Source organism: uncultured Algoriphagus sp. (assembly GCF_963974835.1).
Classification (GTDB): Bacteria; Bacteroidota; Bacteroidia; order Cytophagales; family Cyclobacteriaceae; genus Algoriphagus.
On the sequence record NZ_CAXBET010000004.1, the window covers coordinates 98,458 to 112,643 of the forward strand.

Genomic DNA, 14,186 nt, shown 5'->3' on the forward strand with positions numbered 1-14,186 from the left:
AAACAAATGAAGAAAGTCAGTATTTTTTGGTTTCGTAGAGACCTTAGATTAGAAGATAACCACGGATTATTCCAAGCCCTCAATGAAAGTGAAAATGTTTTACCTCTTTTCATTTTTGACAAAAATATACTTGACAAACTAGGGAACAAAGCTGATGCGAGAGTGGAATTTATCTACGATGAAATCACTAAGATCCATAAGCAGTTAGAAAGTAAAGACTCCTCCCTATTAGTCAAATACGGTGATCCAGAAGCCATTTACAAAGAGCTAATGAGTGAATATCAGATTGAGGCAGTGTTCACCAATCGGGACTACGAGCCCTACGCCAAAAGCCGCGATGAAAAAATCGCCAGACTACTTCAAAAGCATGAAATTCCACTTCACAAATTTAAAGATCAACTCATTTTTGAGCCTGGAGAAATCCTAAATGGTTCTGGAGAATTCTATAAAGTCTTTACGCCTTTCAGCAAAGTCTGGCTAAGTAAGTTTAAACCGGAAAAGCTTGAAGAGTTTAAACCTATGCATTGGAAAAACCTGCTTAAAACTTCCGCTTTTAAGCTTCCGACTTTGAAGGAAATAGGTTTTGAGAAAAGTGACATCACCATTCCTTCTAAAACAGCAGATGAGGAAATCATCTCTCACTACGATAAAACCCGTGATTTCCCTGCCAAAGACGGAACTTCAAGATTGGGAATTCACTTGCGTTTTGGCACTATTTCTATTCGGAAGTTGGCTCTCAAAGCATCTGAACTCAATGCCACCTATCTGAATGAATTGATCTGGAGGGAATTCTATATGATGATTTTAGCCTACAATCCTCAGATCGTCGACAAATCATTTAAACCAGCTTATGACAGGATCCCATGGAGAAATGATGAGGAGGAATTTAAAGCTTGGTGTGAAGGTCGAACAGGATATCCAATAGTGGACGCAGGAATGAGAGAGCTTAATACTATTGGCTACATGCACAACAGAATTCGAATGGTGGTCGCTTCCTTTCTCACTAAACACTTGCTGATAGACTGGCGCTGGGGAGAAGCTTATTTTGCGGAGAAACTGCTGGACTATGAGCTAGCATCGAATAATGGTGGATGGCAATGGGCTGCTGGCACTGGCACGGATGCCCAGCCGTATTTCCGCGTGTTCAATCCCACCTCCCAGCAGGAGAAATTTGACAAGAACTGGAAGTACATCAAAAAATGGATTCCTGAAATAAACTCAGATAAGTACCCAAAACCGATAGTAGATCATAAATTTGCAAGGCAACGTGCAATCGACACTTACAAATCAGCCCTGAATCAATGAATATCGGAGACCGAGTAAGATTACTACATGGAAACGAAGAAGGAATCATCCGCAAAATTTCGTCCAGTGGTAGAATGCAGATAGAAATCGAGGATGGGTTCATCATTCCCGCTCTCAAATCAGAACTGGTTCTTATCCACGAATCTGAAAAACAGCATTTTGGTGAGAAGCCTGTAGAAGAGAAGGAGATTGACACTCCCCTACCAATTTCTGCTCCAAAAGATCAGGGACTTTATCTGGCTTTTCTTCCCATTAACGACCAAAGTCTCAGCCTTTACTTGATCAATGACAGCCGTCAGTCGTATTTAGCCCATGCATCAGAAGTCTTTGGCACCAACCAACGCACCTTGCTTGCCTCCACTTTGAATCCGGGTGAAGCGAAGAAATTTGATGATAGACTACTGAAGGAAATGGATGAGTGGCCGGCATTTTTGCTTCGCTTTATCCCGATTCATAATACACTGGAGAAAGCAATTCCAGCTTTTGAGCGGCAGCTAAAGATGAAACCGACTCAATTCTTCAAACATCTGAGTAAGGCCCCCCGACTTGACAAAACCGCCTATATTTTTGGTCTTGAGCAAACTACCAAAGAACTTGACATACGTGCGCTTAATCAGGAGCTTGGCGAAATAATGCCGAAATCAGAATCTCCCAAAGCTGTAAAACCATCGAGATCAGTTGATTTGCATATTGAAAAGTTAGCCACCGATCCCAAAGGGATGAGCAATTCAGAAATGCTGCGGGTGCAGTTGGAGACTTTTGACAGAAATCTCGATCAGGCGATCGCTTCGGGAATGGACGAAATCACGTTCATCCATGGTATAGGAAATGGTGTTCTTCGTAAAGAAATTCACAAGCGCCTCAGTCAACATCAAAATATTAAGTACTTTCAGGATACTCAAAAAGACCAGTGGGGCTACGGTGCCACACTGGTCAGAATCTCCTAATCTATGCAGGCAAAGGTATCCCCTGTCTTTCAGCTTTTCGAATCCCAACACCAGGAAGCCAAGGCTCTTTTCTTGGTGTTAGGAAAGCAGATCAAGTCAAAAAAAGCTATTGAGCTTCTTGGGAAAATGGACTTTCTCGAGCTTTATGCAGATTTGATGGCAAAAGTTCATTTCCAAGTGGAAGGTTTGAATTTTGATATTTTCAAGGATTTCAAAGAAATGAAGAAAATTCTTCGCAAGATTCATCATTTCAAATTAGCGGAGAAAAGTCTGAATGATCGGGAGCTGAAATTGGGAATAAAGTATAACGGATACAGAATCCATCTCGATAAATATAAAAAGCAACTCTACACCGAGGCTTTTGATCTTATGGTGGGGAGCACACTAAAGAGCTGGGATGATTTTCATCAAAAAGCGCAAACCGCCAGTAAGGGAATCAAACCCTTAACTATCAATACAGCCGTAAATCAAATTATTCAGGAAGAACTTGAATTTTTTCAATTGGACAAAAAAGGTTCAATGGACAGTAAGGCTTTGAAAGACACCTTTGAAGGCTTGCGGACCATCATCATGTTGGAAAACTTACTGATTTACCTAGGTTTCAATCCAATTTTTATAGATTCCATCCATGAGGAAATCGCAGCGTTGAAGGACAATCTAAAACCTTGGTATTCCAACCAACTTTCCCTGCAATCCCTCACCCATTTTCTTCGCGACAAACCTGAGGCTGGTAAAAAATACCTGGACTGGCTCAAGGAGCTCAAAGAGCAAAAAACCTCTCTAGCCTCCCAAGCGGAAAAGCAAGCACATCAGTTGTTTGATAAGATTTTGGGGTGATCTGATGTATTTTAGATGAAAAGTTATACGCTACAGAGATTTTTCATCGCTGCGAATCAAAACAACTCGTTGGGTTCACTACGCCTGTCATCATTTCCAATGTATATTATCTATTGAGCAAAATCGCAAAACACGAGCTAATCATAATTAAGCTGAAACAGCTTTTAACTATGATTGAGATCACTTCCATGGACAAGAAGGTCGTAGACGCTGCTTTAAATTCTGGATTCAAGGATTTTGAAGATGCTCTGCAAAATTGTGCAGCACTAAACCAAGGTGAAATATCAGTTATTCTAACTAGGAATCTAAAGGACTTTAAGAAAAGCGAACTGGCAATATTGTCTCCTGAAATGTATCTCAAGATGTAGTTCGATTTACTTTGTTATAAAGTAAAATTTGAAGGTGAGATATTTCAAATTGATTGTATTGCTAAGCTATATTTCAGGCCACTTAATACACAGTGAATTGTTTGAGATTTTCCACAAAACCATGATATATTAGCTTAAACATCAATCAAGCACTTTTTTAATATGAAAATTATCTCCACCAATATTGGAAAGCCGACTACCTTCATCTGGAATGGAAAGGAAGAAACAACAGGTATTTTTAAAAAGCCTACAGGCAAGCCTATCTATTTGACTAAAAACGATGTTATAAATGATGAGGTCTCAAATAGACTTAACCATGGTGGGTATTATAAAGCTTGCTACATCTTTTCGGCTGAGCAATATCCGTATTGGAAAGCATTGTATCCAGATTTGGAATGGTCTTGGGGAATGTTTGGTGAGAATCTGACAGTTTCCGGTTTCGATGAACATGAAGTGTATCTAGGTGATATTTATAAAGTCGGAGAAACATTGGTTCAGATATCCCAATACCGTGAACCCTGTTATAAATTCGGATATAAGTTTGGGACTCAACAGGTCATCAAGCAATTTATCGAGCATGGATATGGAGGAAGCTACCTTAGTATTTTGGAGGAAGGTCATGTGCATGTAAATGATGAATTCATTCTTGTCGATCGACCTGAATCAACTCTCTCTGTTGCTGATTTATTTCAACTGGTTTTTGCAAAAGAAAAAGATCAGGAACTCCTTAAAATCGCTGCAAGCAGCAAAGCCATCCCTCCCAAAAAACGATTTTGGTTGAGCTCTTACATCAAATAAAGTCAAGTGAAAAAAGTTTCATTCAGGGTAAAAGCCGCTAATGTGCACCTAAGAAATCTTCCATGTCAAGTTGAGAAATTGCGGAAAATGCTTTGCTCTGTGAGTTTGTTCAGAAACAGTCTTCATCCGATTCCGCAGATTTGGATTTGATAGGATCTGGATCAGGAATTGGAATTTTGGTGGTAGGGTCGGTAGATGAGTTAGCATCATACCCATAGGCTTTCGTCCATGAAGCAATTGAAGAATATTTATCCCCTCCATAATTAACATCAAAAAGATCGCCTCCAGTGGGCTTGACATATCTATTTCTATTAATAGTCCCAATGTTGGTTAAGTTATTTTTGCTAACCAATCGAACCCCGCATCCTGAAAAAAAGTGAAATTCATTATCCGTAATAGTATTTCCGGTAGAAGCTTCTGTTTCGTTATTAGCTTTCACATATAATCCAGAATAGGTTGTGTTATACACTTTATTGAAGCGAATCTGATTATTCTTAGCAGCATGTAGGTAGATGCCGTTCACTGCATTAATCACCGTATTGTTTTCAACAATCACATTCTGGCAGTCTTCATCCAGATAGATAGCGTATACTTCCTGCGCTTTCCACCCATTTGGAACTGTCAATGCCAAGGTATTTACAATTGTGTTTTCGCAAATCTGTCTGTTCACATACTTTTCCCCGCCTCCCTTACCAAAACAATAAATGGCGCCACCATCTTCTTTAGTGAGGCAAGAACTGTATATTTTATTGCGTTTCACAGAGACATCACTCATCGAGAAGTGGATAGCATCGTATCCCGAATCTTCAATAAGATTGTCTTCAACAATATATTTTCCTCCCCTGTAGTTATCTATACCTAAAGCGATTGTACTCCCATTTCCATCCCCATTTCCGGCGGTACCAGGGTGAATGTAATTTCTACTGATTGCGCAATTCTTTATAGTAATGCTGAAGTTGTTATTTGCTTTTATGGCATTGTTAAACGTGTCTTGAATTGTGCATCCTTCAATGGTAGTGCCGTCAGAGAAACCACCCAAATCATAATGTTGAAATCCATGAGCTCCCGCATAGCGGATATTGCAGCATTTGAACGTATTATCCTTCGCATTGGTCAGTGCCACACATTGCTTGTGACCATAGATTATATCGATATTTTCAAACCTTAAATGGTTTACTCTTTTTACATCAACTACGGAAACACTATTAGCTACTTTGATCACATGTGCTGATGGATACTCTTCGCCAAAGTGCATGAATAACTTCTTTGCTGAACTGTCAAACCACCAGTCACCGAATTCGGTGAGACAACTCGCGTGATTCTGAACAAAAAATCCCCAGCCTTCACTTGCAGGATATTTACTTGTCCCTGCATAAGTCAGTGTTCCGTTGGAATGCCCGGTAATCTTACCTTTATCCTGTATCCAGGAGTTTTTAGTAACCACTATTTCTCCCCCTTTGAAATCAAGTGAGGAAGGAAACTCGGCAGACTTAGTAGTTACGGAAGCATTTCCAGATGCCGAAGTTGTGGTCAGGTAAGTTTTTTTAGGAAATCTGCCTTTCTCCCGTGTGTTCCCATCGATCGTGAGCAACTCTAGGTTTTTAAAATCAGGATTGGTCTTTGAATAAATATTATTGCCTTCATTAACCCATTCAGTAATTTCTATTTCCCCAGTTAAGATGGGAGGTGCCCCTTCACCATAGGGTTCAATTACTATAGGATTTTCTGCTGTTCCAGAGCTAGTGGGTATTAACGTTTCATTCCACTTTCCGCCACGCTCAAACCTAATTCTGTCTCCGGGAAAAAATTTGGAGCAATTAACCTTTTCACAAGTTTTCCATGCAGTATCCTGAGAATTCCCACTTCTGGAGTCATCCCCATTTGGTGATATGTAATAGACAGCCATGTAATTAAGTTAAGAAAGTAAGGATAAATTTGGAAGAGTAGTATTTGCAAAAGAGTAGTATGAGCAAATATAATATTTTCGTGTAAAGTAGCTGAGTAGATAAGACCTTAAGTCTTACCCAAAACCCTGAAAACCACAAAATATCCCTTAGCTTAGCAGACTTTAAACAGACATCGCATCAATGGAAACTTCACATAAAACCTCATTTCAGTTTATCTCCGAGCCTTCAGACATCAATTTCGGAGGAAAAGTACATGGCGGAGTAGTAATGAAATGGATAGATCAGGCCGCGTATACCTGTGCGAGAACCTGGGCTGAAACTTACTGTGTCACGGTATATGTGGGTGGTATTCGATTCTACAAGCCAATTAATATAGGTGAGGTGATTAAGGTCGATTCCACAGTAATTCATACGGGTAGCTCGAGCATTCATATCATGGTGGAAGTCTATTCCAGAGATTTCTCGCATCAGGAATTTGAGAAAAAAACGCATTGTATCATAATCTTCGTTTCGGTGGATGAAAATGGGGAACCGCAGAAAGTAAAGCCTTGGATTCCAAAGACTGATCAGGAGAAAAAATTGGAGGAATATGCAGTAAGATTGAAATCTCTGAGAGAAGATATTCATAACGAGATGAAGCCATTTTTTAATGAATAAAAGAGGCTGCAGTTCAGGATGAAGTTACTCCAAAAGACAGGGTGATATCGTTTGTACTTGCCCGCGATTTGCCTGAGATAAAAATCAGGTTTGGTTTGGTAAAAGATTTTTAAATAAGCTTAAACACCCAATATTCACCCGAGGAAAAGCCGCTCAACAAACAAATCATAAGCTAATACTGAATCAGGGTTTTATATTCCTTTTTTTTCCCTAATTTTTAGCTTGAAGGCAATAGAATTTATAATTGTTTGCTTTTTTTTCAAACCCAACTTAACCCAAAATGCTAACACTTCTGATTATCCTTTTTGCCTTGGCAGTGATTCTTCTTGCCATTGTCAAATTTGACATTCATCCTTTTCTCGCGCTTTTCTGCGGAGCCATTCTATATGGCTTACTTTCAGGAATGTCCGGCGAACTGATACTTAAATCAATATCAGAAGGATTTGGGGGAGTCTTGGGAAGTATTGGTTTACTGATTTTGCTAGGTGTGATGATGGGGACATTTTTGGAAAAAACCGGGGGAGCAATCGTAATTGCAGAGAAAATTCTGTCTTGGATAGGAGAGAAATCCGTCACACTAGCCATGATGATTTCAGGATACATTCTCTCCATTCCTGTTTTTGGAGATAGTACGTTTATCATGATGAATCCCATCAGCAAGTCGCTTTCTCTGAAAGGCAAAGTACCTTATGCTGCCACCACTATTGCATTGGCGTTGGGAGCGACAGCTTCCCACTCCCTTGTACCTCCTACCCCAGGACCTATAGCCACAGCTGGAATCTACGAAGCTGATCTAGGAATGATCATTTTCTATGGACTTATCGTCAGCTTAGCCACGTTGGTACCCAGTTATATTTTCGTTAAAAAAGTTGCCTATAAAATCCCCTTGATGCCAAAAATGGCAGCGAAAACAGAAGAAATAGAAGCTAAAAATAGACCTTCCGCTTTTGCTTCCTTCTTGCCTATACTTATTCCTCTACTTCTGATTATTATTGCATCCATTGCTAAATATCCCACATACCCTTTTGGTGAGGGGACTTTTTATACCTTCATCCAATTTGCAGGAAGTCCAGTGATCGCATTGCTATTAGGGTCTTTTATGGCGTTTGCTCTACCCAAGAAATTCGATGCTAAATTACTTTCCTCCTCTGGCTGGATTGGAGAAGCGATTTTGATCGCGGCACCTGTGATTTTAATCACAGGCGCGGGGGGAGTTTTCGGGAAAATGTTGCAAAACTCAGGAATAGGTGATTTGGTAAGCTCCAGTATGAGTGGTGCTAGTTGGGGGATTTTCCTTCCATTCTTGATTGCCTTTGCATTGAAGACGGCTCAAGGTTCGTCCACGGTAGCAATGATTACTACTGCATCGATTATCGCTCCCCTTTTGGGGTCACTTGGATTGGATTCCGAAACGATGCGGGTGTTTGCCGTTTTAGCTACAGGCGCTGGAGCTATGGCTATCTCCCATGCCAATGACAGTTTCTTCTGGGCAGTGACTCAGCTTTCAGGTTTGTCCATTAAGCAAGGAAACCAAACCCACAGTGTTGGTACCCTGATTATGTCTGTGACGGCGATCTCTGTTATTTATTTGATTACGTTGGTGGTAGGATGATAAATGATAATATTGATCTCGGCTAAGTTTTAGCGTTAGCTACCATAATGCTTGTATCAGCACAATTATATAAGAGGATTAATATTTAAAGAATGATGTATGAAAATCACTCTTCTTTTTTGCTTGATTCTATTTACCCATCATATACAGGCCCAAATACTTAAACAGCCAATTCCTGATAAGTTGGTGGTTCTCACATTTGATGATGCTCCCGCAAGTCAGTATTCGGTAGCTGCACCTTTGTTGAAGAAATATGGATTTGGTGCGACATTTTTTGTGTGTGAGTTTCAACCCAATTATTCTGATAGTACATTGTATATGAATTGGCGTCAGATTGCGGAGCTGCATAAAATGGGCTTCGAAATCGCAAATCACACGCATACTCATGCTAACGTCAGTAAACTATCCCAAACGGAATTCAATTATCAGCTCAATTACATAGAAGCCAAATGTGATTCTCTAGGCATTCCTCTGCCTAAAAACTTTGCCTACCCAGGCTATGGATTAAATCCTCAGTCTTTGGATTTTTTACAGAAGAAAGGATATGTTTTCGCACGTGCGGGTGGAAGTAGGTCCTATGATCCTATGAAGGATCACCCTTATCTGATTCCAAGTTGGGCCACGGAAGAAACCAATAAGAAAACTATACTCGCCTCTTTTGATGAGGCTAAGGATGGAAAAGTTGTAATCCTGACTATACACGGTTTACCGGATCTAGAACACCCTTGGGTCAATACACCTCCTGAGCTTTTAGAAGAATACCTGACTTATCTCTCAGAGAATGATTTCACTGTCATTTCCTTGAAAGAATTAGAAGAGTATATAAATGTAGAAAATGCTAAAAAAGCCATTTCCCCAGATTTCGGTAAGAAATTATCCAACTGAATTTGTATAACATCATGTTCGTTCAGCAAGCCTAATACAGTTCTCTAAGAAACAAATTTCAGCATATAATTTTTCTTTTCATCCACCTAAAAAGAAAATGAAAGAATGAGCTAAAGAATGATCTTCTTGTATGAAATCCGAATTGTAAATCTATACAGCTAGGCTATAACTAGCAAAATGGACAAAGGCCAAGAAGAAAAAGATGAGCAAAATCAATTCGAAGAAATGATTCAAGGATTGATTGATAATAAGTATGGCTGCAGCAATGATTTCGTAAATGCTACGACAGTCACTGGCCTACGGGAAAATATTAAGCATGCCGACCAATCCGGTGTACTTAAAGCAGCTGGCATCGGAAATCAGAAAAACTTAATCCAAAATTCCCAGATCAGAGGGGACAAAATCAAATGGATAGATGATAAAAGTCTCAATCAATTTGAGCAGATCTATCTGAAGAAAGTCGGAAATTTTATAGCACACTTAAACAAAACTTGCTTTACTTCAATTAAAAGTTTTGACAGTCATTATGCCAATTATGAGCCTAACAGCTTCTATAAAAGACATGTAGACCAATTCAAAAATGAAAAAGGAAGAAAGTATTCGCTGGTTTTATTTTTAAATCAGGATTGGCAAAAAGCTGATGGAGGTTTGCTTTCATTATATCCTGAGGGCGCCCCTCAACGGGATATTTCGCCTATCGGAGGCAGAATGGTGTTCTTCAAAAGTGATGAAATGGAACATGAAGTACATCCATCCTCTACGCGTGATAGAAGGAGCATCGCCGCTTGGCTTAAGGATTAAGACTGGATCCAGGAAAAATATTTAACGTCAAAATCAACTGAGGAAAATTTTAATAAGTTCTCTTTCAGTTTTTATTCTGTTCCCCTCCCCTTCCTTTGCAAGATCACAATTAGGAATATTAAGATTTAAAAATAATTTTTGAATCTTAATAGATGCAAGCGATTGTAAAATCTCTAATTAAACATTCATCTCAGAATTAATAACCCCTCAAGGAGATACATTTCAAATAAATAATTTCAAGCGCTTTTTGTAATGAAAGTATACATTGACCCTTCTTGCGACATGCTTTATTCCTCTTATTATATTAAGGGTTTGGAAGAGAATTTTGGAAGAAAAAACATCAAATTCGATAACCGATATTTCCGGAAGTTTAATCACAATAATGATTTTTTTGCTCTTGTTCTAGCAAAGAATAATGAACTTCGGAGGATTGTCATTGACTTTTCAGATTCAGAAAACACACAGGATGATGCTTTGATTTGGTGTGATACGTATGCCAAAATAAATATTAGCAATAAAGAATATAGCTACCCTGAAAAAATAATCCCAATCGGACCAGCCTTTGGAATCAAACTTTACTCTCCTCTGAAAACTAAAGTCATGGCTTTTTTAAACTATTGGAAAGCCAAGGATAGAATACCGGACAAGCGACGCTTTTTTGATGATTATAAAGCCCAGGTAAACCGGATGAACATTGACGAATATTATCCCAATGAAAACCTTGACAATTATGTGTTTTTCACATCAACTATATGGAAAGACGAAAAGAATACGAATGACTTTCGCGCCAATTTCATCAAAGCTTGCAAGGAAAATCAGGAAATTCTATTTGATGGTGGCTTTGCACCAAGACCCGACAATGATGTACCTGGGTATGAGGATATAACGGTAAACAAACGATACAGCATCGAAGAGTATATCGCCAACATGAAGAAATCCAGCATTACGTTTAATACTCCTGCTGTATTGGATTGCCATGGTTGGAAACTTGGGGAGTTTTTGTGTTTTGGTAAAGCTATTATTTCTACCCCTCTATCACGAAAATTACCGGCAGATTTATTAGACGGAAAACATTTACTAATTACAGATGGAACTCAAGAGGATATGAAACATAAAATCCAACAATTAATAGCAAATCCTGATCTGATCACAGAGTTAAAAGCCAATTCCAGGCGATACTATGAATCAGAACTCTCCCCGAAGAAAGTCATAGAAAGAATCACCAAAGCTGCATTTTCATAACAAAATCCTATCTCAATACTGAAGTGCATTGATCTTACTTAGTTTTTATTACTTCGGCACGTTTCTCATTCAGAGTCGTAAAATAGCTACTAAAAAAATGGCAATAAAAAAGGTGATCTGTTTCCAGATCACCTTTCACTTTTATTAAAGCTTTATGTTAAGCTAAATCGTAGCGATCTAGCATCATTACTTTATCCCAAGCAGCTACAAAATCCTTTAAAAATTTGTCTGAAGAATCAGACGCAGCATACACTTCAGCCAACGCTCGAAGCTCAGAATTGGATCCGAAGATCAAATCCGCTCTTGTTCCTGTCCATTTCATCTGACCAGTTTTTCGGTCTGTACCTAAGAATGCATGCTGTCCAGAATCAGCGGCTTTCCATGAAGTCCCCATATCCAGAACATTTATAAAGAAGTCATTGGTCAAAGCTCCTGGAGTTTCAGTAAACATGCCATGCTTAGAATTATCATAATTCGTCCCAATCACTCTCAATCCACCAATCAAAACAGTCATTTCCGGAGGCGTAAGTTTAAGTAACTGAGCACGATCTACTAGCATTTCTTCAGCAGAAGCTTTGTGTGTTGGTCGGAAGTAATTCCGGAAGCCGTCCGCTCTAGGTTCCATGGCGGCAAAAGAGGCTACGTCAGTTTGTTCCTGAGAAGCATCTCCACGTCCCGGAGTGAATGAAACAGTGATATCCTTACCAGCATTTTTAGCTGCTTGTTCCACACCAGCGCATCCTGCCAACACGATTAAATCCGCCAAAGAAATCTGCTTTCCATCGGACTGAGCGCCATTGAATTCCTTTTGGATTGTTTCCAGCTTTTCAATTACTTTTCCTAGCTGTGCAGGATTATTAGCTTCCCAATATTTCTGTGGGGAGAGTCTAATCCTTGCACCATTTGCTCCTCCACGCATATCTGATCCACGGAAAGTCGAGGCTGAAGCCCAAGCTGTAGAAACCAGTTCAGAAACGGAGAGTCCTGATGCCAATACCTTTTCTTTCAAAGAAGCTACATCTGCATCATTTACCAAACTATGATTTACTGCAGGAATTGGATCTTGCCAGATTAACTCTTCTTCCGGAACTTCAGGACCTAAGTATCTCTGGATCGGACCCATATCCCTGTGAGTCAATTTAAACCAAGCTCTGGAAAACGCATCAGCAAACTCATCAGGATTTTCAAAGAATCGTCTGGAGATTTTTGCATATTCCGGATCTTCTTTCAATGCCAAGTCTGTAGTCAACATATTAGGGGCATGCCTCTTGACGGGATCATGTGCATCAGGAACAGTCCCTGCTCCACCGTCACCTTTCGGCTTCCACTGATGTGCACCTGCCGGGCTTTTGGTTAATTCCCATTCAAATCCAAAAAGGTTCTCGAAGAAATTATTGCTCCATTGAGTAGGAGTTGTGGTCCAGGTAACTTCAATTCCAGAAGTGATGGTATCTCCGGAATGGCCTTTGCCAAAGCTATTTTTCCAACCTAAGCCCATCTCTTCAATACCAGCTCCTTCAGGCTCGTGCCCTACGAATTCACCTGGATCTGCAGCACCATGAGTCTTACCAAATGTGTGTCCTCCAGCAATCAAAGCGACTGTTTCTTCATCGTTCATAGCCATTCGCCCAAAAGTCTCGCGAATATCATGTGCTGCTCCGATAGGATCTGGTTGACCTTTTGGTCCTTCTGGATTCACATAGATCAAACCCATATGAGATGCTCCAAGTGGGTTTTCCAGGGTTCTCTCTCCTTCTTCACTTCCTGCATATCTTTCCTGATCCCCAAGCCATTCTCCCTCAGAACCCCAGTAAATATCCTCTTCCGGCTCCCACACATCTTCACGACCGCCAGCAAATCCAAAAGTCTTCAATCCCATAGTTTCCAAAGAAACATTTCCGGCTAGAATCAACAAATCCGCCCAGGAAAGCTTTCGACCATATTTCTGTTTAATCGGCCAAAGTAAGTAGCGGGCTTTGTCCAAATTCGCATTGTCAGGCCAGCTATTTAATGGTGCAAAACGCTGAGATCCTGATCCTGCTCCTCCTCTACCATCTGCAATACGATAAGTTCCCGCACTGTGCCAAGCCATTCGGATAAAAAATGGTCCATAATGTCCAAAATCTGCTGGCCACCAGTCCTGGGAATCTGTCATTAGATCAGCCAAATCCTTCTTTACCGCTGCCAAATCCAATTTCTTAAATTCCTCAGCATAATTAAATTCTGGATCCATAGGATTGGACTTAGAGGAGTTTTGGCGCAGAATATTCAAATTCAGCATGTTTGGCCACCAGTCCCGGTTTTTGGTTCCGCCTCCGGCAGTTTTGTGGATTGCTCCACTGGTAAAAGGGCATTTTGCTTCACTGTCATTGACGTCCCATACAGGATCTGTATAGTTATGTCCGTTTTCTTTGTTATCCATATTATTAGGGTTTGTATTTAATTTTTTAATAAAGCTAATTTAGCCATTGGTTTGTTTATTCAATAAAAAATTCAATTGATAAAAACTATGACTGTTGCGGAATTAGGAATAAAGCCATTGCACTTCCCTGAATAAAGTGCTTTTTCAAATTATTAAATATTCTGCAAACATGCTACTCTTTAGGAGCATGTAGCCTTAGTTCAATTTAAATAATTGGTTGAAATTTCCCCAAAAAACAGTATTTTGATAATGTTAACTTATTAAACTCAAGGCCTTTTATAGTTCTTAGTTCTTTATATTTATTGATCATCAACCGGTTTGAAGTAAATAAAATCTACTAAGGGACAGTAATACGATCTGAATTGGATGGCTTCAAACAGTATATGAAAGTAGCTGAGGTGAACA

Annotated in this window: 12 protein-coding genes; 10 read left to right on the plus strand and 2 right to left on the minus strand. The window is 39.7% G+C overall.

Translation table 11 applies throughout. The annotated features are described in order from the left end of the window. The first annotated feature begins 6 nt into the window (after positions 1-6). The 5 genes from AACZ73_RS10410 to AACZ73_RS10430 all read left to right on the plus strand — a co-directional run bounded on the left by AACZ73_RS10410 (position 7) and on the right by AACZ73_RS10430 (position 4,255). Positions 7-1,305, plus strand: coding sequence for a deoxyribodipyrimidine photo-lyase (locus AACZ73_RS10410; RefSeq protein WP_339877610.1), 1,299 nt, complete (start codon positions 7-9; stop codon positions 1,303-1,305). Further along, positions 1,302-2,252 carry a Smr/MutS family protein gene (locus tag AACZ73_RS10415; RefSeq protein WP_339877612.1) on the plus strand — a complete coding sequence of 317 codons (951 nt, stop codon included), beginning with the start codon at positions 1,302-1,304 and terminating at the stop codon, positions 2,250-2,252. The genes AACZ73_RS10410 and AACZ73_RS10415 overlap by 4 nt, the downstream gene beginning before the upstream one ends. A gap of 3 nt (positions 2,253-2,255) precedes the next feature. Further along, on the plus strand, positions 2,256-3,089 hold the full coding sequence (locus tag AACZ73_RS10420; protein WP_339877614.1) for a hypothetical protein: 834 nt from the start codon (positions 2,256-2,258) through the stop codon (positions 3,087-3,089). A 38-nt stretch (positions 3,090-3,127) separates the two neighbouring features. Continuing rightward, a complete protein-coding gene (locus AACZ73_RS10425) occupies positions 3,128-3,457 on the plus strand; it encodes a PIN domain-containing protein (RefSeq protein WP_339877917.1) in 330 nt (109 codons plus the stop codon). A 162-nt stretch (positions 3,458-3,619) separates the two neighbouring features. Further along, positions 3,620-4,255, plus strand: a complete 636-nt coding sequence (locus AACZ73_RS10430) for an MOSC domain-containing protein (RefSeq protein WP_339877616.1) — start codon at positions 3,620-3,622, stop codon at positions 4,253-4,255. A 109-nt stretch (positions 4,256-4,364) separates the two neighbouring features. Here AACZ73_RS10430 and AACZ73_RS10435 read toward each other — a convergent pair whose 3' ends face one another. Next, complete coding sequence (locus tag AACZ73_RS10435; protein WP_339877618.1) at positions 4,365-6,161, minus strand: right-handed parallel beta-helix repeat-containing protein; 1,797 nt, start codon at positions 6,159-6,161, stop codon at positions 4,365-4,367. A gap of 181 nt (positions 6,162-6,342) precedes the next feature. Here AACZ73_RS10435 and AACZ73_RS10440 point away from each other — a divergent pair, with 181 nt between their 5' ends. The 5 genes from AACZ73_RS10440 (at position 6,343) to AACZ73_RS10460 (ending at position 11,359) form a co-directional block, all read left to right on the plus strand. Beyond that, positions 6,343-6,819, plus strand: coding sequence for an acyl-CoA thioesterase (locus AACZ73_RS10440; protein ID WP_339877619.1), 477 nt, complete (start codon positions 6,343-6,345; stop codon positions 6,817-6,819). A gap of 280 nt (positions 6,820-7,099) precedes the next feature. Beyond that, the gene (locus AACZ73_RS10445) at positions 7,100-8,431 is read left to right on the plus strand and encodes a GntP family permease (protein ID WP_339877621.1); all 1,332 of its coding nucleotides are present in this window, start codon (positions 7,100-7,102) and stop codon (positions 8,429-8,431) included. A 99-nt stretch (positions 8,432-8,530) separates the two neighbouring features. Next, the gene (locus AACZ73_RS10450; protein ID WP_339877622.1) at positions 8,531-9,316 is read left to right on the plus strand and encodes a polysaccharide deacetylase family protein; all 786 of its coding nucleotides are present in this window, start codon (positions 8,531-8,533) and stop codon (positions 9,314-9,316) included. 177 nt (positions 9,317-9,493) lie between these two features. Further along, positions 9,494-10,117 carry a 2OG-Fe(II) oxygenase gene (locus tag AACZ73_RS10455; protein WP_339877623.1) on the plus strand — a complete coding sequence of 208 codons (624 nt, stop codon included), beginning with the start codon at positions 9,494-9,496 and terminating at the stop codon, positions 10,115-10,117. Between the two features lie 252 nt (positions 10,118-10,369). After that, a complete protein-coding gene (locus tag AACZ73_RS10460; RefSeq protein WP_339877625.1) occupies positions 10,370-11,359 on the plus strand; it encodes a hypothetical protein in 990 nt (329 codons plus the stop codon). A 157-nt stretch (positions 11,360-11,516) separates the two neighbouring features. Here the strand turns inward: AACZ73_RS10460 and katG are convergent, their stop codons facing one another. After that, positions 11,517-13,781, minus strand: a complete 2,265-nt coding sequence (gene katG, locus AACZ73_RS10465) for a catalase/peroxidase HPI (RefSeq protein WP_339877627.1) — start codon at positions 13,779-13,781, stop codon at positions 11,517-11,519. Positions 13,782-14,186 lie beyond the last annotated feature (405 nt).